At 67.8% G+C, this 26,303-nt stretch carries 26 protein-coding genes and 1 tRNA gene; 22 read left to right on the forward strand and 5 right to left on the reverse strand.

Features of this window, described 5'->3' with window-relative positions:
• Positions 1-90: 90 nt before the first annotated feature.
• Genes napE through LC490_RS14755 form a run of 6 tightly spaced genes read left to right on the forward strand, consistent with a single transcriptional unit; the run spans position 91 to position 4,743 of the window.
• Positions 91-258: a periplasmic nitrate reductase, NapE protein gene (gene napE, locus LC490_RS14730; RefSeq protein ID WP_223620659.1), complete on the forward strand. Its 168-nt coding sequence runs from the start codon at positions 91-93 to the stop codon at positions 256-258.
• Entirely contained in the window at positions 216-767 is a 552-nt protein-coding gene (gene napF / locus LC490_RS14735; RefSeq protein WP_223620660.1) for a ferredoxin-type protein NapF, read from the forward strand. Before napE ends, napF begins: the two co-directional genes overlap by 43 nt.
• Positions 764-1,066, forward strand: a complete 303-nt coding sequence (locus LC490_RS14740) for a chaperone NapD (protein WP_223620661.1) — start codon at positions 764-766, stop codon at positions 1,064-1,066. Before napF ends, LC490_RS14740 begins: the two co-directional genes overlap by 4 nt.
• Positions 1,067-1,070: 4 nt before the next feature.
• Positions 1,071-3,566, forward strand: coding sequence for a periplasmic nitrate reductase subunit alpha (gene napA / locus LC490_RS14745; protein ID WP_223620662.1), 2,496 nt, complete (start codon positions 1,071-1,073; stop codon positions 3,564-3,566).
• Positions 3,567-3,579: 13 nt separating this feature from the next.
• Positions 3,580-4,140, forward strand: coding sequence for a nitrate reductase cytochrome c-type subunit (locus LC490_RS14750; protein ID WP_223620663.1), 561 nt, complete (start codon positions 3,580-3,582; stop codon positions 4,138-4,140).
• 3 nt (positions 4,141-4,143) lie between these two features.
• Positions 4,144-4,743, forward strand: coding sequence for a NapC/NirT family cytochrome c (locus LC490_RS14755; RefSeq protein WP_223620664.1), 600 nt, complete (start codon positions 4,144-4,146; stop codon positions 4,741-4,743).
• A 264-nt stretch (positions 4,744-5,007) separates the two neighbouring features.
• Here the strand turns inward: LC490_RS14755 and LC490_RS14760 are convergent.
• A tRNA-Pro gene (locus tag LC490_RS14760) sits at positions 5,008-5,084 on the reverse strand.
• 151 nt (positions 5,085-5,235) lie between these two features.
• Between LC490_RS14760 and hisS the strand changes: the two genes are divergently transcribed.
• From hisS to LC490_RS14775, 3 genes are all read left to right on the forward strand, one after another.
• Complete coding sequence (gene hisS / locus LC490_RS14765) at positions 5,236-6,621, forward strand: histidine--tRNA ligase (RefSeq protein ID WP_223620665.1); 1,386 nt, start codon at positions 5,236-5,238, stop codon at positions 6,619-6,621.
• A 306-nt stretch (positions 6,622-6,927) separates the two neighbouring features.
• A complete protein-coding gene (locus LC490_RS14770; protein WP_223620666.1) occupies positions 6,928-8,826 on the forward strand; it encodes an aromatic amino acid lyase in 1,899 nt (632 codons plus the stop codon).
• Between the two features lie 117 nt (positions 8,827-8,943).
• Entirely contained in the window at positions 8,944-9,489 is a 546-nt protein-coding gene (locus LC490_RS14775) for a 2OG-Fe(II) oxygenase (RefSeq protein ID WP_223620667.1), read from the forward strand.
• A 28-nt stretch (positions 9,490-9,517) separates the two neighbouring features.
• Here LC490_RS14775 and LC490_RS14780 read toward each other — a convergent pair whose 3' ends face one another.
• Entirely contained in the window at positions 9,518-11,392 is a 1,875-nt protein-coding gene (locus tag LC490_RS14780; protein WP_081930573.1) for a diguanylate cyclase, read from the reverse strand.
• Positions 11,393-11,710: 318 nt separating this feature from the next.
• Here LC490_RS14780 and LC490_RS14785 point away from each other — a divergent pair, with 318 nt between their 5' ends.
• From LC490_RS14785 to LC490_RS14845, 13 genes are all read left to right on the forward strand, one after another.
• Entirely contained in the window at positions 11,711-12,022 is a 312-nt protein-coding gene (locus LC490_RS14785; protein ID WP_031370491.1) for a YerC/YecD family TrpR-related protein, read from the forward strand.
• A gap of 101 nt (positions 12,023-12,123) precedes the next feature.
• Positions 12,124-13,038, forward strand: a complete 915-nt coding sequence (gene hisG / locus LC490_RS14790; protein ID WP_031370490.1) for an ATP phosphoribosyltransferase — start codon at positions 12,124-12,126, stop codon at positions 13,036-13,038.
• An 8-nt stretch (positions 13,039-13,046) separates the two neighbouring features.
• Positions 13,047-14,348, forward strand: coding sequence for a histidinol dehydrogenase (gene hisD, locus LC490_RS14795; protein ID WP_223620694.1), 1,302 nt, complete (start codon positions 13,047-13,049; stop codon positions 14,346-14,348).
• 23 nt (positions 14,349-14,371) lie between these two features.
• Positions 14,372-15,478, forward strand: a complete 1,107-nt coding sequence (hisC, locus tag LC490_RS14800; protein WP_223620695.1) for a histidinol-phosphate transaminase — start codon at positions 14,372-14,374, stop codon at positions 15,476-15,478.
• 5 nt (positions 15,479-15,483) lie between these two features.
• Positions 15,484-16,683, forward strand: coding sequence for a bifunctional histidinol-phosphatase/imidazoleglycerol-phosphate dehydratase HisB (gene hisB, locus LC490_RS14805; protein ID WP_223620696.1), 1,200 nt, complete (start codon positions 15,484-15,486; stop codon positions 16,681-16,683).
• Positions 16,683-17,294: an imidazole glycerol phosphate synthase subunit HisH gene (gene hisH / locus LC490_RS14810; RefSeq protein ID WP_031370486.1), complete on the forward strand. Its 612-nt coding sequence runs from the start codon at positions 16,683-16,685 to the stop codon at positions 17,292-17,294. Before hisB ends, hisH begins: the two co-directional genes overlap by 1 nt.
• Before the next feature lie 2 nt (positions 17,295-17,296).
• On the forward strand, positions 17,297-18,046 hold the full coding sequence (gene hisA / locus LC490_RS14815; protein ID WP_031370485.1) for a 1-(5-phosphoribosyl)-5-[(5-phosphoribosylamino)methylideneamino]imidazole-4-carboxamide isomerase: 750 nt from the start codon (positions 17,297-17,299) through the stop codon (positions 18,044-18,046).
• Positions 18,040-18,825 (forward strand): imidazole glycerol phosphate synthase subunit HisF, encoded by a 786-nt coding sequence (hisF, locus tag LC490_RS14820; RefSeq protein WP_223620668.1) that lies wholly within the window; start codon positions 18,040-18,042, stop codon positions 18,823-18,825. Before hisA ends, hisF begins: the two co-directional genes overlap by 7 nt.
• A gap of 25 nt (positions 18,826-18,850) precedes the next feature.
• Positions 18,851-19,489 carry a bifunctional phosphoribosyl-AMP cyclohydrolase/phosphoribosyl-ATP diphosphatase HisIE gene (gene hisIE / locus LC490_RS14825; protein ID WP_223620697.1) on the forward strand — a complete coding sequence of 213 codons (639 nt, stop codon included), beginning with the start codon at positions 18,851-18,853 and terminating at the stop codon, positions 19,487-19,489.
• A gap of 1,267 nt (positions 19,490-20,756) precedes the next feature.
• Positions 20,757-22,382, forward strand: a complete 1,626-nt coding sequence (locus tag LC490_RS14830) for a calcineurin-like phosphoesterase family protein (protein ID WP_223620669.1) — start codon at positions 20,757-20,759, stop codon at positions 22,380-22,382.
• A gap of 4 nt (positions 22,383-22,386) precedes the next feature.
• On the forward strand, positions 22,387-22,965 hold the full coding sequence (locus LC490_RS14835; protein WP_031373326.1) for a YdeI/OmpD-associated family protein: 579 nt from the start codon (positions 22,387-22,389) through the stop codon (positions 22,963-22,965).
• Positions 22,966-23,290: 325 nt separating this feature from the next.
• Positions 23,291-23,758: a type II 3-dehydroquinate dehydratase gene (locus LC490_RS14840; protein ID WP_223620670.1), complete on the forward strand. Its 468-nt coding sequence runs from the start codon at positions 23,291-23,293 to the stop codon at positions 23,756-23,758.
• 9 nt (positions 23,759-23,767) lie between these two features.
• On the forward strand, positions 23,768-23,986 hold the full coding sequence (locus tag LC490_RS14845) for a hypothetical protein (RefSeq protein WP_223620671.1): 219 nt from the start codon (positions 23,768-23,770) through the stop codon (positions 23,984-23,986).
• 228 nt (positions 23,987-24,214) lie between these two features.
• Here the strand turns inward: LC490_RS14845 and mtnC are convergent, their stop codons facing one another.
• The 3 genes from mtnC to LC490_RS14860 all read right to left on the reverse strand — a co-directional run bounded on the left by mtnC (position 24,215) and on the right by LC490_RS14860 (position 26,252).
• Positions 24,215-24,910: an acireductone synthase gene (gene mtnC / locus LC490_RS14850; RefSeq protein ID WP_223620672.1), complete on the reverse strand. Its 696-nt coding sequence runs from the start codon at positions 24,908-24,910 to the stop codon at positions 24,215-24,217.
• A gap of 149 nt (positions 24,911-25,059) precedes the next feature.
• On the reverse strand, positions 25,060-25,617 hold the full coding sequence (locus LC490_RS14855; protein ID WP_031373330.1) for an acireductone dioxygenase: 558 nt from the start codon (positions 25,615-25,617) through the stop codon (positions 25,060-25,062).
• Positions 25,614-26,252 carry a methylthioribulose 1-phosphate dehydratase gene (locus tag LC490_RS14860; RefSeq protein ID WP_031373331.1) on the reverse strand — a complete coding sequence of 213 codons (639 nt, stop codon included), beginning with the start codon at positions 26,250-26,252 and terminating at the stop codon, positions 25,614-25,616. The genes LC490_RS14855 and LC490_RS14860 overlap by 4 nt, the downstream gene beginning before the upstream one ends.
• Positions 26,253-26,303: the final 51 nt, after the last annotated feature.

Here is a 26,303-nt window from a genome sequence, read left to right on the forward strand (position 1 = left end):
CCCGCGCTTGCGGCCTGCGTCGCAATGCGGGGCCGGAGGCTGTGTTAGCGTCCGGCGGGTATCGCCTCACTCAATGACAGGTGATGACGGATGGACCGGCCGACGGAGTCTGCGGGCAGCAGCAAGCGGCGCGAACGCGCGGCGTTCCTGCTGCTGACCGGGGTGGTGTTTCCGCTGCTCGCGGTGTTGGTCGTCGCCGGCTACGGCTTCGCGGTGTGGATCTGGCAGATCTTCACCGGCCCGCCGACGGGGCCCTGACGGCGATGTCGGCGACGAGCCTGTCCAGGCGCGCACTCCTGTTCGGCCGGGGGCCGAAACCACAGCAGCCGTCGATCCGGCCCCCCTGGGCGCGGCCGGCGAGCGCGTTCGCCGATGCCTGCACCCGCTGCGGCGACTGCGTGGCTGCCTGCCCGGAGCGGGTGCTGAGCATGGACGCCACCGGTCGCCCAGTGTTCGACCCGGCTTCGGGCGAATGCAGTTTTTGCGGCGCCTGCGCGGAAAGCTGCGCATCCGGCGCGCTGTCTAAGCAGCCTTCGGCGCCGCCGTGGACTTGGCGGGCCGTCGTGTCCGAACGCTGCCTGGGCCGCCAGGGCGTGGTGTGTTTCAGCTGCCAGGATGCCTGCCCGCAGCAGGCGATCGTGCGCGTCCCGGGGCGCCTGGGCGGCCTCAGGGTCGATGCCGAGCGTTGCAACGGCTGCGGCGCTTGTGTCGGCGTCTGCCCGGCCGCAGCGGTGCGCTTCGAGTGCGCGGCGGAGGCGTCGTCATGAATTCGAGGGCGAACCGCGAAGGCGAGGTGCATATCGCCAGTTTCATCGTGCAGCACCGCGCCGGTGCCGCCGAAACGGTCGCCGCCGCGGTCGCCGCGTATCCGGACCTGGAACTGGCATTGGCCAGCGCGAGCGCGAGCGTGGTGGTCTGCGAATCCCAGGCGCGCACGGTACTCACCGAGCGCATCGACACGCTGCGGGACATGCCCGGGGTGTTGAACGTGTTGTTGGTCTATCACCACGCCGAGCCGGCTGCCGCGCTCGATCAACCCATCGAATCTTCCTTGCAGGCGGAGTAGGGCCATGGCCGTCACCCGACGCGACTTCATCCGCAACAGCGCGATCGCCACCGCCGCGGCCGCCGCCGGCATTCCCCTGAGCGGCGGCGGCAGCAACCTGGTCACCGAGGGCGACTTGACCGGGTTGAAGTGGAGCAAGGCGCCTTGCCGTTTCTGCGGCACCGGTTGCGGGGTCAACGTGGCGGTGAAGTCCGGCCGCGTCGTCGCCACCCACGGCGACGTCCACGCCGAGGTCAACCGCGGCTTGAACTGCGTCAAAGGCTATTTCCTGTCGAAGGTGTTGTACGGCCAGGACCGCCTGAGCCGGCCTTTGCTGCGCAAGAAGAACGGCGTCTACGCCAAGGACGGCGAGTTCGAGCCGGTCGGTTGGGACGAGGCCTTCGACGTCATGGCCGCGCAGTTCAAGCGCGTGCTCAAGGACAAAGGGCCGGGCGCGGTCGGCATGTTCGGCTCCGGACAATGGACGATCTTCGAGGGCTATGCCGCCAACAAACTGTGGAAAGGCGGGTTCCGCAGCAACCATATCGACCCCAACGCGCGCCATTGCATGGCCTCGGCGGTCATGGGCTTCATGCGCACCTTCGGCATGGACGAACCGATGGGCTGCTACGACGACATCGGGGCGGCCGACGCGTTCGTGCTGTGGGGGTCGAACATGGCCGAAATGCACCCGATCCTGTGGACGCGGGTGACCGACCGGCGCCTGTCGCATCCGCAGGTGAAGGTCGCAGTGCTGTCGACCTTCGAGCATCGCAGTTTCGAGTTGGCCGACATCCCGATCGTGTTCAAGCCGCAAACCGATCTGGTCATCCTCAACTACATCGCCAACCACATCATCCGCAGCGGCCGGGTCGACCGCGATTTCGTCGGCCGCCATACCCGTTTCAAGCAGGGCAACCAGGACATCGGCTACGGACTGCGCCCGGAGCACCCGCTGCAGCGCCAGGCCAAGCATGCCGACGACCCGAACGGCGGCCACGACATCGACTTCGCTGCGTTCGCCGCCTTCGTCGCCCCGTACACCCTGGAAAAGACCGTGGAAATGACCGGGGTCGAACGCGGTTGGCTGGAGAAGCTGGCCGAGCTCTACGCCGACCCCAAGATCAAGGTCACCTCGTTCTGGACGATGGGCTTCAACCAGCACACCCGCGGGGTTTGGGCCAACAACATGGTCTACAACCTGCATCTGCTGACCGGCAAGATCGCCACGCCCGGCAACAGTCCGTTCTCGCTGACCGGGCAGCCTTCGGCCTGCGGCACCGCGCGCGAGGTCGGCACCTTCAGCCACCGCCTGCCGGCGGACATGGTGGTGACCAATCCCGAACACCGCCGCAAGGCCGAGGAGATCTGGAAACTTCCGCCAGGCACCATCCACGACAAGCCCGGCTATCACGCGGTGGAGCAGAACCGCGCCCTGCGCGACGGCAAGCTCAACGCCTATTGGGTGATGGTCAACAACAATGTGCAGGCCGCCGCCAACCTGATGCAGGAAACCCTGCCGGGTTATCGCAATCCGGCCAATTTCATCGTCGTCTCCGATGCCTACCCGACCGTGACCGCGCAGGCCGCCGACCTGATTCTGCCGGCGGCGATGTGGGTGGAAAAAGAGGGTGCCTACGGCAACGCCGAGCGCCGCACTCAGTTCTGGCACCAACTGGTGAAAGCGCCCGGCGAGGCGCGCTCGGACCTGTGGCAGTTGATGGAGTTCTCCAAGCGCTTCGTCACCGACGAATGCTGGCCGCCGGCGCTGTTGGCAGCGAACCCGGGCTTCAAGGGCAAGACCTTGTACGAAGTGTTGTTCCGCAACGGCAACGTCGACCGCTATCCCAGCAGCGAGATCGAGGCCGGCTACGACAACGACGAGTCGGCCGCATTCGGCTATTACGTGCAGAAGGGCCTGTTCGAGGAATACGCCGCCTTCGGCCGCGGCCACGGCCACGACCTGGCGCCGTTCGACGACTACCACCGCGCCCGCGGCCTGCGCTGGCCGGTGGTCGACGGCAAGGAGACGCGCTGGCGCTACCGCGAGGGCGCCGATCCCTACGTCAAGGCCGGCAGCGGCTTCCAGTTCTACGGCAACCCCGATGGCCGCGCGGTGATCTGGGCGCTGCCGTACGAGCCGCCGGCGGAATCGCCCGACGAAGAGTTCGATCTGTGGCTGGTGACCGGGCGGGTGCTCGAACACTGGCACTCGGGCTCGATGACGATGCGGGTGCCGGAGCTGTACCGGAGCTTCCCGGCCGCGGTGGTGTTCATGAACCCCGACGACGCCAAGGCGCGCGGGCTCAAGCGCGGCGATCCGGTGCGGGTGGCCTCGCGCCGCGGCGAGATGCTGTCGCGGGTGGAGACGCGCGGCCGCAACCGGATGCCGCGCGGCGTGATTTTCGTGCCCTGGTTCGATGCCGGCCAGCTCATCAACAAGGTCACCCTGGACGCGACCGACCCGATCTCCAAGCAGACCGATTACAAGAAATGCGCGGTCAAGGTTCAGGCGGCCTAAGGAGGCGGGCGGTATGCGCAATAAATATCTGTTGATCGCTTCGGGCCTGGTGGTGGTCCTCGCCGCCATGGCCTTCATCGCCGGTTGGCTGTTCGGTTCGGCCAAGGTGCCGTCCGCGGCGCCCGAAGCGCCGTCCGCGCCGATGCTCGCCGCCGCAGACGACGCGGATGCCGGTCCGGCCGGGATGCAGCTCGACGCGCTCCGGCGCGGCGTGCCGATCGGCGGCGAGGCCGTGCCGCCGCCGCTGGCGCGGGTGGAGAACGCCGACCTCAAGCGCGTGCGCGCCTACCCGATGCAGCCGCCGACGATCCCGCACGCCATCGACGGCTATCAGGTCGACAAGAACAGCAACCGCTGCCTGCTGTGCCATTCGCGCGCCAATGCGGCGACGTTCCAGGCGCCTCCGGTCAGCGTCACTCATTACATGGACCGCGACGACCAGTTCCTGGCCGCGGTCTCGCCGCGGCGTTATTTCTGCAACCAGTGCCACATCGTGCAGACCGATGCGCGGCCGCTGGTCGCCAATACCTTCGAAGACGTCGACCGCCTGTTGAACCCGCCGGCGAGGAACTAGGCGATGTGGACCCGACTCAAGGCGATCCTGGCCCCGCTGTGGCACACCCTGTGTTCGCCGAGCGTGCATTACAGCCTGGGCTTTCTGACCGTGGCCGGCTTCGTCGCCGGCATCGTGTTCTGGGGCGGATTCAACACCGCGCTGGAGGCGACCAACACCGAGAAGTTCTGCACCGGCTGCCACGAAATGCGCGACAACGTCTTCGAGGAACTCAAGGGCACCATCCACTACAGCAACCGCTCCGGCGTGCGCGCGACCTGCCCGGACTGCCATGTCCCGCACGACTGGACCGACAAGATCGCGCGCAAGATGCAAGCCTCCAAGGAGGTCTGGGGCAAGCTGTTCGGCAGCATCGACACCCGCGAGAAGTTCCTCGACCACCGCCTGCAGTTGGCGATACACGAGTGGACCCGGCTCAAGGCCAACGACTCGCTGGAATGCCGCAACTGCCACGAATACGACTCGATGGACCTGACCCGCCAGGGCACGCGGGCGGCGCAGATCCACAAACTGTGGCTGGGCACCGGCGAGAAGACCTGCATCGATTGCCACAAGGGCGTGGCCCACCGCTTGCCCGACATGACCGGGGTGCCGCAGGGCTAGGGGCCGGGCGCGCGGGCCGGCGGGCGTGGCCGCGACGGCGTCGTCGCCGCTCGCTCGGGCCGGCGGGCGCTCTCATCGCGGGAACGCCGGGCGCAGTCGCGAGCCGAATGCCGAGGTCCGTCGAATACGCGATTGCGAGCGGGAAGGGATCGCGGCGTGGCCGGCCCATCCGGGCCTGGCGCAGGCCGGGCGGCCTCGCGGCCGCGGTGCGCAGACACGAAAAAGCCGGCGCAAGGCCGGCTTAGTCAGAAACACTCTCAGCATTGGTCGGGGAGACAGGATTCGAACCTGCGACCTCTACGTCCCGAACGTAGCGCTCTACCAGACTGAGCTACACCCCGACTGCTGAGCCGCAAATTCTAGCGACTCACCCCCGGCCGGCGCAAGGGGTCTGTTGATCGGACGAGCAGGGAGCGGGGGCGGCCGTTAAACTGTGGCGCTTTCCAACCCCCACAGCTCGTTGTCGGCGCGGCCGACGTATTGGAGTTCCGCTTGATCAAGCCTCGTACCCCGCCGGGAGTCATGGAGCTGCTGCCCCGCGACCAGATCGCCTTCCAGCGCATGCTGGACACGATCCGGCGCAATTTCGAGCGCTTCGGCTTCCTGCCCGTGGAAACCCCGGTCATGGAGCTGTCGGAGGTGCTGCTGACCAAGTCCGGCGGCGAAACCGAGCGCCAGGTCTATTTTGCCCAGTCCACCGGCTCGCTGGAGAAAAGCGCGCAATCGGGCGAGCGCGGGGTGCCGGAGATGGCGCTGCGCTTCGACCTGACCGTGCCGCTGGCGCGTTACGTGGCCGAGCACGAGCACGAGTTGGCCTTCCCGTTCCGCCGCTACCAGATGCAGCGCGTGTACCGCGGCGAGCGCCAGCAGCGCGGCCGCTTCCGCGAGTTCTACCAGTGCGATATCGACGTGATCGGCAAAGACAGCCTCAGCGTGCGTTACGACGCCGAGCTGCCGGCGGCGATCTACGCGGTGTTCTCCGAGCTCGACATCGGTCCGTTCACGATCCAGCTCAACAACCGCAAGCTGCTGCGCGGCTTCTTCGAGGCCCAGGGCGTCGCCGACGGCGGCCTGCAGGCGCTGGTACTGCGCGAGGTCGACAAGCTCGACAAGCGCGGCCCCGATTACGTGCGCGACACCCTGACCGGGCCCGAGTTCGGCCTGGCCGCGGACGCGGTCGCGACCATCCTGGACTTCGTCGCGGTGCGTTCGAGCTCGCACGCCGACGCGCTGGCCAAGCTGGCCGCGCTGGGCGAGGGCAACGAGGCCTTGCGCGAAGGCGTGGCCGAGCTGCGCGAGGTGCTGGAACTGATCCGCGCGCTGGGCGTGCCGGAAAAGAACTACGCCCTCAACTTCTCGATCGCGCGCGGCCTGGACTACTACACCGGCACCGTCTACGAGACCACCCTCGACGACTTCCCGCAGATCGGCTCGATTTGTTCGGGCGGGCGCTATGAGGACCTGGCCAGCCACTACACCAAGTCCAAGCTGCCCGGCGTCGGCATTTCGATCGGCCTGACCCGCTTGTTCTGGCAGTTGCAGGAAGCCGGCCTGGTCAGCACCGCCGACAGCAGCGTGCAGGTATTGGTCACGCAGATGGACGACGCCCACCTGCCGCATTGCCTGGCGGTGGCCAACGAGTTGCGCCACGGCGGCCTCAACACCGAAGTGGTGATGGAAACCTCCAAGCTCGGCAAGCAGTTCAAGTACGCCGACCGCGCCGGCATCCGTTTCGTGGTGGTGCTGGGCGAGGACGAAATCGCCAAGGGCACGGCGACGGTCAAGGACCTGCGCCGCGAAGACCAGTTCGAGGTGTCGCGCGCCGAACTGGCGCGCACGCTGCGGGTCGAACTGGAGCAGTCGCGGGTCATGAAGTGATCCCGACCCGTGCAGGCCGTGCCGGCGTGGCGGATCTCGCGATCCGCATGCCGGCCGTCTGTGCGGCGGGTCTGCGGCGGCGGGCGCGTGGGTTCGCGTGCGCGGCCGATTCTCTGGTTCGTCCCGCACCGGATAGCGATCCGGCGCGGATGCGGGCCGACTCCACGCCGCGGCGCAATGACGCCGCCGCGGTTCCCATCGTTTCATTGACGCACCGACTCCCGAGTACGCTCGGCCGGGCTGCGCCGTTCGCGGCGTAAGCGCGGCCGTTCAGATGATCGCCAGGGTGCGAGGCGAGGTTACAACTTGAACAAGATCCAACTCGATGGCCGTTCGCTGACGCGTTCGCAACTCGTGGCCGTGGCCTACGGCGCCCAGGTCGAACTGGCCGCGGCGCAGTTGCCCGCGGTGGCCCGCGCGGCCGACTTCCTGGCCGAACAGGTGCGCCGCGAAGAACCGATCTATGGCGTTTCCACCGGTTTCGGCAGCAACGCCGACCGTCTGCTCGGCGCGCACCACCTGCGCGACCAGTTGCCGGGCGCCAAGCGCAATCAAGAGACCCTGCACGAAGAACTGCAGCGCAACCTGATCGTTACCCACGCGGTCTGCGTCGGCGATCCGTTCGCGCCGGAGATCGTGCGCGCGATGCTGTGCATCCGCATCAACACCCTGATGCGCGGCCACTCCGGCATCCGCGTGCAGACCCTGCAGGCGCTCGCGGCGATGCTCAACGCCGGCATCGTGCCGGTGGTGCCGCAGCTCGGCTCGGTCGGCGCCAGCGGCGACCTGGCGCCGTTGTCGCACCTGGCCATCGTGTTGCTCGGCGGCGGCGAAGCCTTCTACGACGGCCGGCGCATGCCCGGCGCGGAAGCGTTGCAGCTCGCCGGCCTGACCCCGGTCAAGCTGTCCTACAAGGAAGGCCTGGCGCTCAACAACGGCACCGCGCAGATGCTCGCCTGCGGCGTGCTGGCGCTGGCCCGCCTCGAAGACCTGCTCGACACCGCCGACCTCGCCGCGGCGATGACCATCGACGCTTTCGCCGGCCGTCTCGGCGCCTTCGCCGAGGCGGTGCACGACCTGCGTCCGCACCCGGGCCAGGTCGAGGTCGCGGCCAACCTGCGCCGCTTGCTCGAAGGCTCTACCCTCGCCGATATTCCCTATCACCTGGTGCCGCGCTTCCGTCCCTGGCTGCCGCAGAGCTGGGACACCGAACAGGCGCAGCAGCTCAGCTTCGACATCGGCTGGGATTGGGTGCCTTTCAGCCAGCGCCACGGCCGCGAGAAGTTCTACACCCGCTTCCGTCCGTTCCGCGGCGGCAAGAAGCACCAGCCGCAGGACAGCTATTCGCTGCGCTGCATCCCGCAGGTGCACGGCGCGGTGCGCGACGCCATCGCCCAGGCCGCGCGCGTGCTCGAAGTCGAGCTCAATTCGCTGACCGATAATCCGATCGTGTTCCCGGATGCGCAGGCCGAGCACGTCGAGCAGCAGGTGATCTCGGCCGGCCATTTCCACGGCATGCCGCTGGCCCTGGTGATGAGCTACGTCAAGGCCGCGATCCCGGTGCTCGCCAGCATTTCCGAGCGCCGCCTCAACAAGCTGGTCGACCCGGCCACCAACGACGGCCTGCCGGGCTTTTTGATCGGCAACGAAGACGCGACCGAATCCGGCCACATGATCGTGCAGTACACCGCCGCGGCCATCGTCAACGATCTCGCCAGCCGCGCGCATCCGGCCTCGGTGTATTCGATCCCGACCAGCGCCAACGCCGAGGACCACGTCTCGATGGGCGCCAACGAAGCCCGTCACGTGCTGTCGATGACCGAAGACCTCGGCAAGGTGCTCGCGCTGGAGCTGTACACCGCCGCCCAGGCGCTGGACCTGCGACGCGACATGATCAACGCCGCCCGCGACCTGGCCGACCGCGCCGACGCCAAGACGCTCGCGAGCAAGGTCTCGGGTGGTCCGGTCGGCGACAGTGCCGATCACGCCGGCTTTCTCGCCGAGGTCGAAGGCCTGCGCGCCGAACTGGCCGCCGCCGACGAGTTCCGTCCGGGCAAGGCGGTCGCCGCGGCCCACGCCAAGCTGCGCGAAGCCATCGCCTTCCTCGACCGCGACCGCGCGCTCGACGGCGAAGTCGCCACCGCCGTGCAACTGGTCCACGAAGGCACCCTGATCGCCGCGGCGCGCGCTGCGGTGCAAAGCTAAGCGGCACGTGCGTCAAAGCCCCTCTCCCGCCAGCGGGAGAGGGGTTGGGGTGAAGGGCCGCTCGGCCCCAAGCACCGAATCACTCACCGCATCGTTGTTCCCCGGCAGGAGCCCAGGATGCAGACGATCTTCCACAACGACCGCGTCTTCAGCATCGAAGGCTTGCTCACTGCGTCCGAGTGCGAGCAACTGGTCGCACTCGCCGAAGACCACGGCTTCGAATCCGCCGGCGTGCGCACCCCCTCGGGCCAGCAGAAAAGCCTGCAGCACGTGCGCAACAACGAACGCGTGGTGTTCGAGTCGCCGGCCTGGGTCGAACGCTTATGGCAGCGGCTGTCTGCGCTTGAGCTGCCCATGCTCGACGGCGAAAGCGCGGTCGGCCTGCCGCGGGCGCTGCGCTTCTACAAATATTCGCCGGGCCAGCGTTTCCGCATGCACAAGGACGGCCCTTGGAGCGAAGACGGCCGGTCGAGCAGGCTGACCCTGCTGGTCTATCTCAACGACGATTTCGTCGGCGGCGACACCGACTTCCGCCAGTTCAAGGTGGTGCCGAAGACCGGCGCCGGCCTGCTGTTCGTGCACGACACCTGGCACGAAGGCGCCGCGGTGCTCGAAGGCGTCAAGTACGCACTGCGCTCGGACGTGATGTACGCGCCGAGCTGAGTCCGCGCTGCGCGAGTCGCGCAGTGGTTCAAGCCTGCACGGCCGCCCCCCACACCCGCACGCAATCGCGGCCCTCGGCCTTGGCCAGGTACAGGGCCTGGTCGGCGAACTGCAGCGCCGCTTCCACGCCCATGTCCGAGTCCGGAGTGATCTCGTACACGCCGATGCTGGCGGTGACCGGGATGTCGTGGCTGCGGCTGGGGCAGGGCTGCGAGCTCAGGCGCAGGCGCAAGGCCTCGGCGACGCGGGCGCCGGCATCGAGGTCGTGGTCGGGCAGCACGGCGACGAATTCTTCGCCGCCGAAACGGGCCAGCAGGGCGTGCTGCGGGATCAGGATCTGCGCGATCAGGCCCGCCGCCCAGCGCAGGCACTCGTCGCCGACCAGATGGCCGTGGTGGTCGTTGATCTGCTTGAAGTGATCCAGGTCGATCATCATCAGCACCAGCGGCCGGTGCTGGCGCCGCGAGCGGTGCAGCAAGGCCTCGAAGGCCTCGCGGAAATGACTGCGGTTGTGCAGGCCGGTCAGGCCGTCGCGTTGGCTGGTTTCGCGCAGGCGCGCATGGGCATCCTCGAGCAGGGCCAGGGTGCTGCGCAGCTCGGTGGTGCGCTGCTCGACCTTGTGTTCGAGTTGCTCCTTGGCCTCGCGCACGATGCGTTCGTTTTCGTTGCGCAGCGAGGCGTAGCGATAGCCCAGGGCGACCGACAGCAGCAGCATCTCCAGCGCCGAGCCGATCTGCACGCCGTACTCGGTGATGAACATCTTCGGCAGCAGGTCGAAGGCGATCGCCGCGAACATGCCGGTGCCGAGCAGGAACGCCGACCAGGCCAGCAGGAACAGCCGCGCCGGCTTGTAGCCGCGGCGCATCACCACGATGCCTTCGACCGCGATCCAGGCGATGCTGACGAACACCGCCGCCGAAGCGATCGGCGTGGCGATGCGGTACGGCAGCTGGGTCGCGGCGATGCCGAGCAGGACGAAGAACGCGATCATGCCCAGGCCGACGTAATCGCCCAGGCGCCAGCGCCGGTGCAGGCTGAGGAAGTTGCGCGCGAATTGCTGCATGCCGATCTGGGCCAGGCAGATCGACAAGGGCACCGAGTGGTCGGCGAGCCAGGGCGAACGCGGCCACAGGTACTCGAAACCCAGGCCGTTGAGGGTCAGCAGCACCAGGCCGAACGCGCAGATATGGAACAGGTACCAGAAGTAGCTGGAGTCGCGCAGGCTCAGCCACAGCACCAGGTTGTAGAAGAACAACGCGACCAGGATGCCGTAGTAGATGCCGATGCCGAACTGGGCGTCGCGCGCGAGCTCGGTGAAGGCGCTCGGCGTGTACAGGGTCAGCGGCACCTGCATCGAGCTGTCGCTGCGCACGCGCACGAAGATGTCGACGGGTTGGTCGGCCGGCAGGTCGATCCAGAAATTCGGATGGCGGTAGCGGATCGCGCGCGAGGCGAACAACTGGCTGTCGCCGCCCACCTGGTGGGTCGAAGCGCCGTTGCGCGCGCGGGTGTAGACATCGAGACGGTCGCTGAGCGCGAACTGCTGCACCAACAGCCAGCGCGGCACCTCGGCGTTGCGGTTCACCGCGGCGATGTGGAACCAGTAGGCGCCGGGCTGGAAGCCGAACGAGCCGTTGCCGTTCGGCAGCGGCCGATAACGCTTTTCAGCGAGCGCGCGCCGCGCGCCGTCGAGATCGAGGCGGCCGCCGGTGTCGTGGTAGTAGGCGGTGAACGGCGCGAGTTCGACCTCGCGGGTGCTGCGTTCGAGGTTCAGCACGGTGTGCGCGGACGCCGGTGCGAGCAACGCCGCGGCGAGCAGGCAGAGCAGGGCCCACCCGGCCCAGCGGCGCTGGGGCGAGGCGGGGCGACTCGGTACGGCAGCGAGGGCAGGGTTCGTATTCATCTTCCGTGGCGGTGGCGGACACAGGCCTTTGCGTCGCGGTGGCGGGGCGTCGGGGGAGCGGTCGCGGCGCCTCGACCCCGGTCAGGGGCGTGGGATCGGGCGCATCTGAGTCTTAACGCAATTCCTTACTGCGACAGGCCGGCTTGACGGCGGCCGGCTCGATCGATAATGTATTAACGCGTTAGTACATTAATGCGTTCGATGATCCGCGCCTGGGTTCGATCCCCAGGCGTTGGATTCCCGGGCGTCGAACCCCGCCTGCCCGGCGGGGCAACCGATCCAGCGACCTAGCTACCACGCCGACATGAGTTCTCCGCAATGAAGCGCCGCGCCAACGACACCGAGCAGACCGAAGATGCGATCGCCGACCTGGCGGTGGCCTTGGCTGGCCTGCGCAGCGCCGAACAGGTGCGGGCCTTTCTCGAAGACTTGTGCACCCCGGCCGAACTGGAGGCGATGAGCGACCGCTGGCGCGTCGTGCCCCTGCTCAACGAAGGCGTGCCGTATCGCGAAATCCACGACCGCACCCAGGTCAGCGTGACCACGATCGGGCGCGTCGCCCGCGTGCTCGAACGCGGCACCGGCGGTTACGGCGCGGCCCTGCACCGGCGCGCCGCGCGACACCGCTGAATTCCTGAAAGACCGCGCAAGTCCGCGCCTCTCTCGGCACACCCCGTCATCGGACTGCCGCCTCGTCCCCGCATCGACCGCCCCCCATCCGAGACCCGTTCATGAGCCCTCCCGCCAGCGCCGCCGCGCGTGACCGCTTGCGCATCGCGATCCAGAAATCCGGCCGTCTCGCCGAGCCGGCGCGTGCGCTGTTGGCCGCCTGCGGCCTGAGCTGGCGCGAGAGCCGCGACCGTTTGTTCTGCTACGGCGAAACCTTGCCGGTCGACCTGCTGCTGGTGCGCGACGACGACATCCCCGGCCTGATCGCCGACGGCGTCTGCGACCTCGGCGTGGTCGGGCGCAACGTACTGCTCGAACAGGACGGCGACCGCCGCAGCAACGGCCGCGAATCGGCATTCCGCGAATGGCGCGCGCTCGGTTTCGGCGGCTGCCGCCTGGCGCTGGCCGTGCCCGAGGCCTGGCACTGGGAAGGCCCGCAGCAATTGGCCGGCAAGCGCATCGCCACCAGCTATCCGGCGTTGCTGTCGCAATGGCTGGCCGGCGAGGGCGTCGACGCCCAGGTCGTGCTGCTGTCGGGTTCGGTCGAAATCGCCCCGCGCCTGGGCCAGGCCGAGGCGATCTGCGACCTGGTGTCGAGCGGTGCGACCCTGTCGGCCAACCAGCTCAAGCCGGTGCAGACCCTGATCGAGAGCGAAGCGGTGCTGGCCGGCCCGGCCGGCGGCTTCGACGACGTGCGCGGCGAGTTGGCCGACCTGCTGCTGCGCCGTCTCGACGGCGCGCTGCGCGTGCGCAACAGCAAGCTGCTGATGTTCCAGGCGCCGCGCAACCTGCTCGACGAATTGCTGCCGCTGTTGCCCGACGCCGAGCCGCCGACGGTGATGAGCCTGGACAACGGAGACGGCGTGGCCCTGCAGGCGCTGTGCCACGGCGCGGTGACCTGGCAGCGGCTCGAAGAACTCAAGCGCGCCGGTGCGCGCGGGCTGATGGTGGTGCCGGTCGAGGGCATGCTGGCATGAGCGCGAAGATGCAACGCCTCGACTGGAATGCGCTCGACGAAAACGCGCGCGAACAGGCGCTGCGCCGTCCGGCGCAACAGACCCGGGCCTCGACCGCGGCCGCGGTTGCCGAGATCGTCGAAGCGGTGCGGCGCGACGGCGATGCCGCATTGCGCCTGTATGCCGAACGGTTCGACGGTGGCGCGCCCGAGCGCTTCGCTGTCGACGCCGCCGAGTTCGACGCCGCCGAAGCCTCGCTGACGCCGGCCTTGCGCGCGGCGATCGACGAGGCCGCCGAACGCATCGCGGTATTCCACGACGCCGGCATGAGCGAGCCGTATGCGATCGACACCGCCGACGGCGTGCGCTGCGAACGCATCCTGCGGCCGATCCGCCGGGTCGGCCTGTACGTGCCGGCCGGCTCGGCGCCATTGCCGTCGACCGCGCTGATGTTGGCGGTGCCGGCGGATCTGGCCGGTTGCCGCGAGATCGCCTTGTGCACGCCGCCGCGCCGCGACGGCAGCGCCGACCCGGCGGTGCTCTACGCTGCGCGCCGTTGCGGGGTGACCCGGGTGTTCAAGGTCGGCGGCGCCCAAGCTATTGCCGCGATGGCCTTCGGCACCGAGAGCATCGGCAAATGCGACAAATTGTTCGGGCCCGGCAATGCCTACGTCACCGAAGCCAAGCGCCAGGTCGCGCTGCTCGAGGGCGGGGCGGCGATCGATCTGCCGGCCGGCCCCTCGGAAGTGCTGGTGGTCGCCGATGCCGGCGCACGCGCCGATTTCGTCGCCGCCGACCTGCTGTCGCAGGCCGAACACGGGCCGGATTCGCAGGTGCTGCTGGTGAGCGACGACGAGGCATTGCTGGATGCAGTCGACCTCGAACTCGACCTGCAGTTGGCCAAGCTGTCGCGCGCCGACACCGCGCGTGCGGCGTTGCAGTGCTCGCGTTCGATCCGGGTCGATTCGATCGAACGCGCGCTTGAAGTCAGCAACCGTTATGCGCCCGAGCACCTGATCCTGGCCCTGCGCGATGCGCGCGAGTGGTTGCCGGAAGTCGAGGCGGCCGGTTCGGTGTTCCTCGGCGACTGGGCGCCGGAAGCGCTGGGCGACTACTGCAGCGGCACCAACCACGTCCTGCCGACCAGCGGCGCGGCGCGCTACGCCAGCGGCGTCAACGTGGCCAGCTTCCAGGTCGCGATCACGGTGCAGGAAGTGCAGCCGCGCGGCTTGCTGGCGATCGGCCCCTGCGCGGTCGAGCTGGCGACGGCCGAAGGGCTGGATGCGCACCGCGAGGCGGTGGCCTTGCGTTTGCGGGCGGCAGCGGCATGAGTGCTGAGAACGAATCGAGTCCGATCGAAATGAACGACGACAACCCCCTGAACCTGTTGCGCGAGGACCTGCGCGATTTCGCCGGCTACAGCTCGGCGCGCAGCGAGAAGCGCAGCGGCCGAGTCTGGCTTAACGCCAACGAAGCGGCCTGGCCGAGCGTGGCCGACGGCGAAGGCTCGGTGCGCCGTTATCCGGACCCGCAGCCGCAGCGCCTGCGCGAAACGCTGGCCGGGCTGTACGGCTGCGAGCCGCAGCAACTGCTGGCCGGCCGCGGCAGCGACGAGGCGATCGATCTGCTGGTGCGCGCGCTGTGCCGTCCCGGCGGCGACGCCATCGTGATCACGCCGCCAACCTTCGGCATGTACGCGGTCAACGCACGCCTGCACGGCACTCGCACGGTCGAAGTCGCCTTGCGCGACACGCCTGCCGGTTTCGCCTGCGATTTCGCCGCGGTCGCGCAGGCGGTCGAGCGCGAGAACGCCAAGCTGGTGTTCCTGTGCTCGCCGGGCAACCCCTCCGGCACCTTGTTGCCGCTGGCCGAGATCGATGCGCTGGCCTTGCGGCTGCGCGGCCGCGCCCTGGTGGTGGTCGACGAGGCCTATCTCGAATTCGCCGACGGCGCCTCGGCGGTGAGCCTGCTCGCTGCGCGCCGCAATATCGCCGTGTTGCGGACCTTGTCGAAGGCGCACGCGTTGGCCGCGGCGCGCATCGGCACTGTGATCGCCGACGCCGAGCTGATCGCCGCGTTGCAGCGTTGCCAGGCGCCGTACCCGTTGCCCACGCCCTGCGTGAACCTGGCCCTGCGCGCCCTGGCCGAGGTGCCGCACAACACCACCAAGGCGCGCGTGGTCACCGCGATCGGCGAGCGCGAGCGATTGTTCGCCGCGCTGCAGGCCTTGCCCGGCGTGCTGCAGGTCTATCCCTCGCAGGCGAATTTCCTGCTCGCCCGTTTCGACGACGCGCAGGCCGCGTTCGACGGCCTGCTCGATGCCGGCGTGGTGGTGCGCGACATGCGCGCCGCGCCGCAGCTCGGCAACGCCCTGCGCATCAGCCTGGGCACGCCGGAGCAGAACGCGGCGGTGATCGAAGTGCTGACCCGCCTTGCGCAGATGCGCGGAGTGGCGGCATGAGCGCCTTGACGCCGATCCTGTTCGTCGATCGCGACGGCACCCTGATCGAAGAACCCGCCGATTTCCAGATCGACAGCTACGCCAAGCTGCGGTTCGTGCGCGGGGTGATCCCGGCGATGCTGAAACTGCGCGACGCCGGCTATCAGTTCGTCATGGTGACCAACCAGGACGGCCTCGGCACCGAGGCGTATCCGCGCTGGAGTTTCGACGGCCCGCATCAGTTGATGATGCAGGTGTTCGAAAGCCAGGGCATCGTCTTCCGCGAGGTGCTCATCGACACCAGCTTTCCGGCCGAGAACCTGCCCACGCGCAAGCCCGGCATCGGCCTGGCGCTGCCCTTGCTGAAAGACCGCGGCATCGACTGGTCGCGCTCGGCGATGGTCGGCGACCGCGAGACCGACAACGGTTTCGCCGCCAACCTCGGCATCCGCGCGTTCCAGTTGCGCACCGAGCAGTTCGGCGGCGAGTGGGATTGGGCCGGCATCGCCCACACCCTGGCCGATTGCCCGCGCACCGCGCGCGTGCAGCGCAACACCCGCGAGACCCGGATCGAAGTCGCGGTCGACCTGGACCGCGTCGCCGAGCCGAAGGTCCACACCGGCCTGGGCTTCTTCGACCACATGCTCGAACAGATCGGCAAGCACGGCGGTTTCGCCCTGGAGCTGCGCTGCGAAGGCGACCTGCACATCGACGAGCACCACACCATCGAAGACAGCGCACTGGCGCTGGGGCAGGCCCTGCGCGAGGCGCTCGGCGACAAGCGCGGCATCGGCCGTTACGGCTTCGATGCGGTGGCCGCGGATGGCACCGAAAGCGCAGTCGAAGAAAGCACACTTCAGGAAGCTGTACCCGCAAAAAGCACACTTCAAGAAAGCACACTTCAAGAAAGCACATTAGGCAGACACGCCGTCGTCTTGCCGATGGACGAAACTCTGGCGCGTGCGGCGCTGGATTTCTCCGGCCGCCCTTATTTCGTCTTCTCCGGCACGTTCGCGCGCGAGCGGGTGGGCGATTTCCCGACCGAACTGGTCGCGCATTTCTTCCGTTCGTTGTGCGAAACCGCCGGGCTGAACCTGAATCTGAACGTGGAAGGTGATAACGATCACCACAAAGTTGAGGCTTGCTTCAAATCCGTGGCGCGCGCGCTGCGCCAGGCGATCCGCCGCGAAGGTCGCGAATTGCCGAGTACCAAAGGGGTCTTGTGATGTCTTGGGTTGTAGTCGTCGATTCGGGTGGGGGGAACATCGGCTCGGTGCGTTATGCATTGGAGCGGCTGGGTGCGCGTTCGATCCTGAGCGCCGACCCCGCAACGATCGCCTCCGCCGATCGCGTGATCCTGCCGGGCGTGGGCGCAGCTGCCCCCGCGATGGCGCGGTTGCGGGAACGGGGCCTGGTCGATCCGATCCGCCGCTTGCAGCAGCCGTTGCTCGGGATCTGCCTGGGCATGCAGCTGCTGTACGAGTCCTCGGAGGAGGGCGAGGTCGAGTGCCTCGGACTCCTTCCGGGCCGGATCACCAGGCTGCAACCAGGACCAGGAGTACGTGTGCCTCATATGGGCTGGAATTTCCTCGACAAATGCGAAACGCCCACCGGCGCCCCGGGATTGTTGACCGGCATCGGCGAGCGCGACCAAGCCTATTTCGTTCACAGCTATGCCGCGCCGCTGACCTCGGACACCTTGGCCAGCACCAGTTACGGCCGCAGTTTCACCGCGGTCGCCGGGCGCGGGCGCTGCTACGGCGCCCAGTTCCATCCGGAACGCTCGGCGGCCGTCGGCTCGCGCCTGCTCGCCAACTTCCTGGCGCTGGAGGCGTGAACATGGGCAACAGCACGCTTTATCCCGCGATCGACGTTCGCGACGGTCGGGTCGTCCGCCTGCACCAGGGCGACTACGCCCAGGAAACCCGCTACGAAACCGAGCCCCTGGCCCTGGCCACGCGTTACGCCGAGGCCGGCGCCAAGTGGCTGCACCTGATCGACCTCGACGCCGCGCGCTACGGCGGCTACACCCTGGCGCCGTTGCTGCGCGCAATCACCACCTCCAGCTGGATGCGCGTGCAGACCGGCGGCGGGGTGCGCAGCGAGGCCGATGTCGAGGCCATCCTCGACGCCGGCGCCGACCGCGTCGTGGTCGGGTCGCTGGCGATCAAGGAACCCGATCTGGTCATCGGCTGGCTCAAGCGCTTCGGCGCCGACCGCATCACCATCGCCCTGGACGTGCGCCAGAACAGCGAAGGCGACTGGGAGCTGCCGGTGGCCGGCTGGACCGAGGACAGCGGCATGCGCCTGGAGCCCTTGCTCGAACGCTACGCCCAGGCCGGCCTGCGCCACCTGCTGTGCACCGACGTCTCGCGCGACGGCACCCTGGCCGGGCCGAATCTGGACCTGTACCGGCACATTCACGAGGTCGCCCCGCACGTTCAGCTGCAGGCCTCGGGCGGCATCCGCGACATCGCCGACATCGTCGCCGCCGACGGCGTCGGCTGCGCCGGTGCGGTGCTCGGCAAGGCCCTGATCGAAGGCCGTTTCGAACTGACGGACGCGCTGCGTCAGGTGCGCCGATGCTGAACGGGCTGAGCCGGCGCATCGTGCCCTGCCTGGACGTGCGCGACGGGCGCGTGGTCAAGGGCGTGCGTTTCCGCGACCACGTCGACATGGGCGACATCGTCGAGCTGGCCCTGCGTTATCGGGACGAGGGCGCCGACGAGCTGGTGTTCTACGACATCACCGCCAGCCCGCAGGGGCGCAGTGTCGACCGCGATTGGGTCGAACGCGTCTCGCGCGCCATCGACATCCCGTTCTGCGTCGCCGGCGGCATCCGCTCGGTCGCCGACGCGCGCGGGGTGCTCAACGCCGGCGCCGACAAGATCTCGATCAACACCCCGGCGCTGGAGCGTCCCGAGCTGATCGGCGAGATCGCCGAGGAGTTCGGCGTGCAATGCGTGGTGGTCGGCATCGACAGCCTGCGCGACCCCGACGGCGAATGGCGCGTGCGCCAGTACACCGGCGACCCCTCGCGCACCCAAGCTCTGGCCCGGCATACCCTGGACTGGGTGGTCGAGGCGCAGCAGCGTGGCGCCGGCGAGATCGTGCTGAACTGCATGGGCAGCGACGGCGTGCGCAGCGGCTACGATCTCGAACAGCTGGCCGCGGTACGCGCGATCTGCGAGGTGCCGTTAGTGGCCTCCGGCGGCGCCGGCGCGATCGAGCATTTCGGTGCGGTGTTCCTGCAGGCCGACGTCGACGCGGCCCTGGCCGCGAGCGTCTTCCATTCCGGCAGCATCCGCATTCCGGCCTTGAAAGCAGCATTGCGAGAGCAGGGTGTCCCAGTCCGACAGCTCCACTAATACCTCCACCGCAGCGTCCGCGACGCTGAGCGCGGAGCAGATCGACGCCCTGGCCTGGGACAAGCAGGACGGCCTGCTGCCGGCGGTGATCCAGGACGCGGTCAACCTGCGCGTGTTGATGCTCGGCTACATGGACCGTGCCGCCCTGCAGCTCACCCTCGACAGCGGCCATGTCACCTTTTTCAGCCGCAGCAAGCAGCGCTTGTGGACCAAGGGCGAAAGCTCGGGGCACTACCTCGACCTGGTCTCGATCGAGACCGATTGCGACCGCGACACCTTGCTGGTGCGCGCGCGTCCGCATGGGCCGACCTGCCACCTCGGCCGCGACAGCTGCTTCCCGAGCGCGCCGGGAGACGAGCTGGCGTTTCTTGGCGAGCTCGATGAACTGATCGCCGAGCGCGAACGCGAGCGTCCCGCCGGCAGCTACACCACCAAGCTGTTCGAGAAAGGCGTGCGCTCGATCGCGCAGAAAGTCGGCGAAGAAGGCGTCGAGACCGCGCTGGCCGCGGTCGCCCAGGACGATGCCGCCTTGTGCGGCGAAGCCGCCGACCTGTTGTTCCACCTGCAGGTGCTGTTGCGCGCGCGCGGGCTGTCGCTGGGCGACGCGGTGGCGGTGTTGCGCGAGCGGCATGGCAAGCCGCATCGGGGTTCGCAGGGCGATTAGGGGGTTGGTCTCGGCCTCGGGCGGTCTGCTCCTGGGGTAGGAGCGGCGCGAGCCGCGACCACGCAACTGGCGGTCACTGCGTTTCTTACCGCAGTGCGGTGAAGCAACATCTAAAGCTTCCGTCCGCTGACGCGGCCGGGTTACTTTCTTTTGCTAAGCCCAAAAGAAAGGTAACCAAAGAAAAGGGCTCTCCTTGCAAGGGCACAGGCCACGAGTGCGGTGCCGACGCCGGGATTTTTCGATAAGACGTCCCTGTCTTATCGAAAAACGGCGCACGTCCTGTGCGCCGCCCTCCGGGTCTCCAGGTGTTCTCGCGAGTTCGGTACTACGCCAAGCTCTGGGGCAACGGCAACGGCAACGGCAACGGCAACGGCAACTGTGGCTGTTGCTGTCAGTTGTTCTGTTTTTGCTGTGCGTCGCTTCGCACTAGCGAAGGCCACAGAAGACCCGAAGGGCGGCCCGCAGGGATGCGGGCCGTTTTTCATCGGGACAGGGATGTCCCGTATGAAAAATCCCCGCGGAGGCACCGCTCATGCGGGCCTGTGATTCAAAACAAAGCACTTTTCTTTGGTGACTTTCTTTTGTTGCTTTAGACAAAAGAAAGTTACCCGCCGCTTTAGTGGCGGAAGCTTTTGGCGTTTGATCTTGTTTTCTTTAGAAGCTTCAAGCAAGTGCAGAGCTTCCGTCCGCTACGCGGCCGGGTTACTTTCTTTTGCTAAGCCCAAAAGAAAGGTAACCAAAGAAAAGGGCTCTCCTTGCAAGGGCACAGGCCACGAGTGCGATGCTGTCGCCGGGATTTTTCGATAGGACATCCTTGTCCTATCGAAAAACGGCGCACGTCCTGTGCGCCGCCCTCCGGGTCTCCACTTGACCGGCAAAGCGGATCAAAATCACGGCAACGGCAACGGCAACGGCAACGGCAACGGCAACGCGGTCGCTTTTGGGTAGGAGCGGCGTCCTACTGGATTTCCTTCGGTCACAAGCCGCGACCGCGCCGTCTCGACCTCGCGGCGTTACCAGCCGCAGCCCTGTAGGAGCGGCGTAAGCAGCGAGCGATGCTGCATCGGGTTTGCGATCCATCCAACCTCAGTGCATGAACCCCCGGCTGCCCGAACCGCCGAGGCATTCGCGCGACTGCCGAATCCCCAAGGAACGGCCAGCCATTGCCCGGGCGGCTGGACCGCTCCGCCGCCATCCTCGCACCGTGCCGCCGGCCTCGGTCCGGGGCCCGATCGACGCATAATGTGTGCTTACTCCGGAGCCCTCCATGCGTCCATCCGCATCCGTCGCCGCCTTGCTGCTCGCCTTGATCGTTCCCGCCGCGGCGCTGGCCCAGGCGGCGCCCTGCGACGGGGGCAGCGTGTTCGAGGACCGCAACGGCAACGGCCGCCGCGATGCGGGCGAGCCGGGGCTACAAGGGCAGCGTGTCTCCGATGGCGAGCGCATCGTCGTCAGCGATGCGCAGGGCCGCTATCGGCTGCCGTTGCGCGACAACCGCAGTCAGTTCCTGATCAAACCGGCCGGTTACCGGCTGGCGAACCGGGCCAGCGGATTGCCGGATTATTGGCTCAACGTGCGCCTGCAAGCAGGTCCGGCGCTGAAGTACGGCGGCATGCCGGTCGCGACGAGCTGCCGCGATTACGGCCTGATCCCCGAACGTCGCAAGGCAGCCGGCGATCTCGACGTGCTGGTGTTCGCCGACCCGCAGACCAAGACCGCGACCGACGTCGACTACTACCGACGCGACATCGTCGAGCCCCTGCTCGCCGACCGCCTCGCCGGCCGCCGCGTCGCCGACCTCGGCCTGAGTCTGGGCGACATCACCCACGACGACCTGTCCCTGTATCCGAAGCTCAATGCGGTCACCGCGAGCCTCGAGGTGCCGTGGCTGCACGCGCCGGGCAACCACGACCTGGATTTCGACGCGACCCGCGATGAGGATTCGCTGCTGAGTTTCCGCCACGTCTACGGGCCGGATACTTTCGCCTGGGAGGAAGCGCAGGCGAATTTCGTGGTGCTCGACGATGTGGTCTATCAGCCGGGCAGCAAAGCCGACTACATCGGCGGCCTGCGCCCGGACCAGTTCGCCTTTCTGGAAAGTTATCTGGCGGGCGTGTCCAGGCAGCGCCTGTTGGTGCTCGCCATGCACATCCCCTTGTTCGATGCCGCGCCGGGCCGCGAGACCTTCCGCCGCGCCGATCGCGAGCGCTTATTCGGGCTGCTGAAGGATTTTCCGAACCTGCTGGTGCTCAGCGGCCACAGCCACACCCAGCGCCACGTCTTCCACGATGCCGCCAGCGGTTGGCAGGGCGCGAAGCCGCTGCACGAATACAACGTCGGCGCCGCCTGCGGCGCGTTCTGGTCCGGCGTCAAGGATGCGCAGGGCATTCCGGACACGACCATGAGCGACGGCACGCCGAACGGTTATGCGCGCTTGTCGGTGCGCGCCGATGCCGGCTATGGCCTGCGTTGGTTCCCGGCGCGCCAGAGCGACAGCGATAAGGTCGCAAACCCCTACCTGCGCCTGTACCTGCCGAAGGTGCTGCGGCGCGGTTCGTATCCGAGCCGTGGCGTGTTCGCCAACGTCTACATGGGCCGCGAGGACAGCCGGGTCGAGTACCGCCTCGACGACGGCGACTGGAAGCCGATGCGCCGGGTCGAACAGCCGGACCCTGCGGTGTTGGCCGAGAACGCGCGCGACGACGAGACCGAACGCCTGCGCGGCTACGACCGCGCCGCCACCGCGACGCCCTCGGCGCATCTGTGGAACGCGCCGCTGCCGACCGATGCCGCCGCCGGCGAACACAAGGTCGAAGTACGCGTCTTCGATCCTTGGCAGGGCGAGCAGCGTATGTCCGCCTCCTACCGTTTGCTCGACACCGCACAGGACTGAGGCCATGGCCGCACTCGACGATTCGCCGATCATCGTCTTCGACGACGCTGCCGCCTTCGAGCAGTGGCTGCTCGCCCATCCCGAGGCGACCGGCGTCTGGCTGAAGATCGCCAAGAAAGGGCAGAGCGTGGTCACGGTAAACTACGAACAGGCGCTCGACGTGGCCCTGTGCCACGGCTGGATCGACGGACTCAAGCGCAGCTTCGACGCCTGTTTCTTCCTGCAGCGTTTCAGCCCGCGCCGACCCAAGGGCCTGTGGTCGAAGATCAACATCGGCAAGGTCGAGCGGCTGATCGCCGAGGGCCGCATGGCCGCCGGCGGGTTGCGCGAGGTCGAGGCGGCCAAGGCCGACGGGCGCTGGGACGCGGCCTACGATTCGGCCAGCAAGATCGAAGTACCCGAAGACCTGGCCAAGGCGTTGGCCAAGCAGCCCAAGGCGCGCGCGTTCTTCGAGCAACTCGACAAGACCAACCGCTACGCGGTGCTGTGGCGCGTGCAGACGGCGAAGAAGCCGGAGACGCGCGCGAGCCGGATCGAGAAATTCGTGGCGATGCTGGCGCGTGGGGAGAAGATTCACGGGTGAGGGCGCGCGGTCGTCTTCGCTGCCGATGCCGCGGAACGATCGCCCTTGCCGATGTTTTCGCCGCGATCTTGCAGCGACGCGGTCGCGGTTCGCGCCGCTCCTACCCCTTTGCTGCGCGGCTCTTGGGTAGGAGCGGCGCAAGCCGCGACATCGAGACGCAGACCGCGACGCAAACAGCGTCGTATCAGCGAACTTTCCGGCGAACCGTACGCCGCGAACCCACCACGAATTGACGCCGGTTTTACGCCGCCGCCCGCGCAGCGAATGGCGCCTTTACGCCCGCCGTTCCTACAGTGCTCCGCAGGCGCGCCATTCCGAGTGCGCCGTGAGTACCGACGTGTCGATCCTGATCCTGCGCGGCCCGCAAGGCGGTGTGTCCGAGGTTGATCCGAGAGCTCCGGCCCTGGCCGGCGCGGTGCGCGCGACTTTGGTCGAGCGCGCCGCCATCGCCGGCAAGGCGCTCGCGCTGCGCAGTTGCCGCAGCGAAGACGAGTTGGTCGAATGCTTGCAGGCGATGCGCGCGGCGAATACCGAACTGCTGCTGCTCGACCCCGGCGCCTGCGTGCCGGCGAGCGAGGCCTTGCGCGGCGCACTGGCGCGGTTGCCGATGCCCTACATCGAGGTCCACGACGACGACATGAACGCCCTGGAGCCGTCGATCGCGCCGCGATGCGGCCCGCGCCTGCGCCTGGTCCATGGCTACGCCGCGCAAAGCTATACCCTGGCCTTGTCGATCGCCCTGGAGCATCTGGGCTGCGCCGAAAGCGGCAACGACGTCCACGTCGGCACCTGAGCCGCGTTCATGAGCCCCGCGTCCGAGCATCATTTCTATTTCGCCGATTACGAGATCCTGGTCGGCGGGCGTTTCTGCATCCGTGGCGAGACCACCTTGGATTACGCGCCGCCGGATGCGGCAGGCTTCGATCCGGCCGAATTGGTCGAGCGCATCCGCAGCCAGGTCGCCAGCGAACGCGGCGTGGAGCGCGATGAAGTGCGGATCCGGCATTTGAGCCGGTTGTAGCGTCGTCGCAGGGATCCTGTAGGAGCGGCGTAAGCCGCGCGCCCCGACATCGCGTCGCTGTGACGGGCGGCCGTGGATTCGATCGCTGTCGTCGGTTCGCGGTTGCGGCTCGTGACCGCAGGAAATCCCTGTGGGACGCCTTTCCTACCCCTGCGCGATACCGCTCCTGGGTAGGAGCGGCGCGAGCCGCGACCGCGATTCAAACGACGGCGAAACCGTCACTTGCCTTCAAACCTCGACCTGCGCGAACGACACCGCGCGGGTGTGGCCGTGAGTGGCTTCGCCTTCGCGCGGTTGCGGGTAGTCGTCGAGGCGGTCGATCAGCACCGTGGCCAGGCCGGCCTCGCGCGCGGCGTCGAGTTCTTCGACCACGTCGGACAGGAACAGGATCTCGCCTGCGGGCAGTCCGATCGATTCGGCGATGCGCGCATAGCTGTCGCGTTCGCGCTTGCCGCCGACTTCGGTGTCGAACCAGCCCGAGAACAGTTCGGTCAGGTCGCCGGCATCGCTGTGGCCGAACAGCAGGCGCTGCGCCGGCACGCTGCCGGAGGAATAGACGTACAGGCGCTGGCCCTGGTCCTTCCATTGGCGCAGCGCCGGTGCGGCGTCGGGGTACATGTGCGAGGTGAAGTCGGCGCTCTTGTAGCCGTCGGCCCAGATCATGCCCTGCAGGGCCTTGAGCGCGGTGTGCTTGCGGTCCTGGTCGATCCAGCCCTGCAGCACCTCGACCACCACCGAGTCCTGGCACACGCCGCCGTTTTCCAGCGCGACCGCATCCAGCCATTTGCGCACCGCCGGCTCGCGCCCGCGTGCGGCGACGAAGCCCGGCAGGGCGCGGCGCGCGTACGGGAACAGCACGTCCTTGACGAAGGAAATGCTGCTGGTGGTGCCTTCGATATCGGTGAGGATGGCGCGGATGGGCATAAGACTAGTCTTGAGCGGAGAGGAGTGAGGAGTGAGCGTTGGGCGTTATGGCGCGGAGTGAGCGCCAGCGGCGGCCGGCAAACGAGCGAGGCGGATCGGGCCCGAGCGCAACCCGCTCACTCCTCACTCCTCTTCGCTGGTTTCCTGGTTCAGCCCGCCTGGCCCTTCTCGTAGCGCGGAAACTGCTGCGCCAGGTCGGTGCCGGTGAAGTAGCCGACCCAGCCGTCCGGCTCGGTGAAGAAGCGGATCGCGACGAAGCTGGGTTCCGGACCCATATCGAACCAGTGCAGGGTGCTGTCGGGCACCGAGATCAGGTCGCCCTGTTCGCACTTGATCTCGTAGACCTTCGGCTCGACATGCAAGGTGAACAAGCCCGAGCCGGCGACGAAGAAACGCACTTCGTCTTCCTTGTGGTAATGCTCGTCGAGGAACTTGTTGCGCATGGTGTCGCGCTGCGGGTTGTCCGGGGCGATGCTGACCACGTCGACGGTCTTGAAGCCGCGCTCGGCGACGATGCGGTCGATGTCGCCGCGGTAGGCGGCCATGATGGTCTCGGGCGAATCGCCCGGCTTGACCGGCTGCGCGGCCTGCCATTGCTCGAAGCCGACGCCGATCCTGGCGAGCTCGCGCGCGATCTCGCCCTGGTCGGAGGTGCTCAGCTGCGGGGTGTCGGGTTGGTCCTCGACGAAAATGCGCAGGCGACTCATCGCTGCAGTCTCCTCAGTTCCAGTTCGCATCCCAGCAGGAATTCGAACGCCTCCAGATGGCGCCGTGCCTCGGCCATGTCGCGGCCCCAGGCGTACAGGCCGTGGCCGTCGATCAGATAGCCCCACATCGGCTGGCTGTCGAGGGTCGCGTCGACCTGGGCGGCCAGGGTCGGCATGTCCTGGGTGTTCGGATACACCGGCAGGTCCAGGGCGGTTTCGTGGGTGGTGGTGCCGGAGAAGGCCTTGAGCAGCTCGTAGCCTTCCAGGTGGACGTGGCCGATGCCGGCGTACAGGCGCGAGGCCACGGTCTGGGTCTGCGAATGCGTGTGCAGGACGCAGCCGACCTGCGGATAGCGCTTGTACAACTGGGTGTGCAGCAGGGTCTCGGCCGAGGGGCGGTGGCTGGTCGCGACCGGCTGGCCGTCGAGGTCGACCACCATGATGTCGCCTTCGGTCAGGCGGCCCTTGTCGCGGCCGGAGACGGTGATGGCGACGTGCCCGGCGTCGATGCGGCTGGAGAAGTTGCTGCTCGTGGCCGGGGTCCAGCCGCGCAGCGCCAGTTCGCGCACGTTGACGATGATCTCGCCGGCACAGTGCGACAGGCGTTGGGGGTCGTAGGGCAGAGAACTGTTCATGGTCGCAGTTTACAAACAAACGGCGACCGGATCGCTCCGGTCGCCGCGTCA

Origin of the sequence: Lysobacter sp. ESA13C (genome assembly GCF_019970005.1) — a bacterium.
Lineage (GTDB): Bacteria > Pseudomonadota > Gammaproteobacteria > Xanthomonadales > Xanthomonadaceae > Lysobacter > Lysobacter antibioticus_B.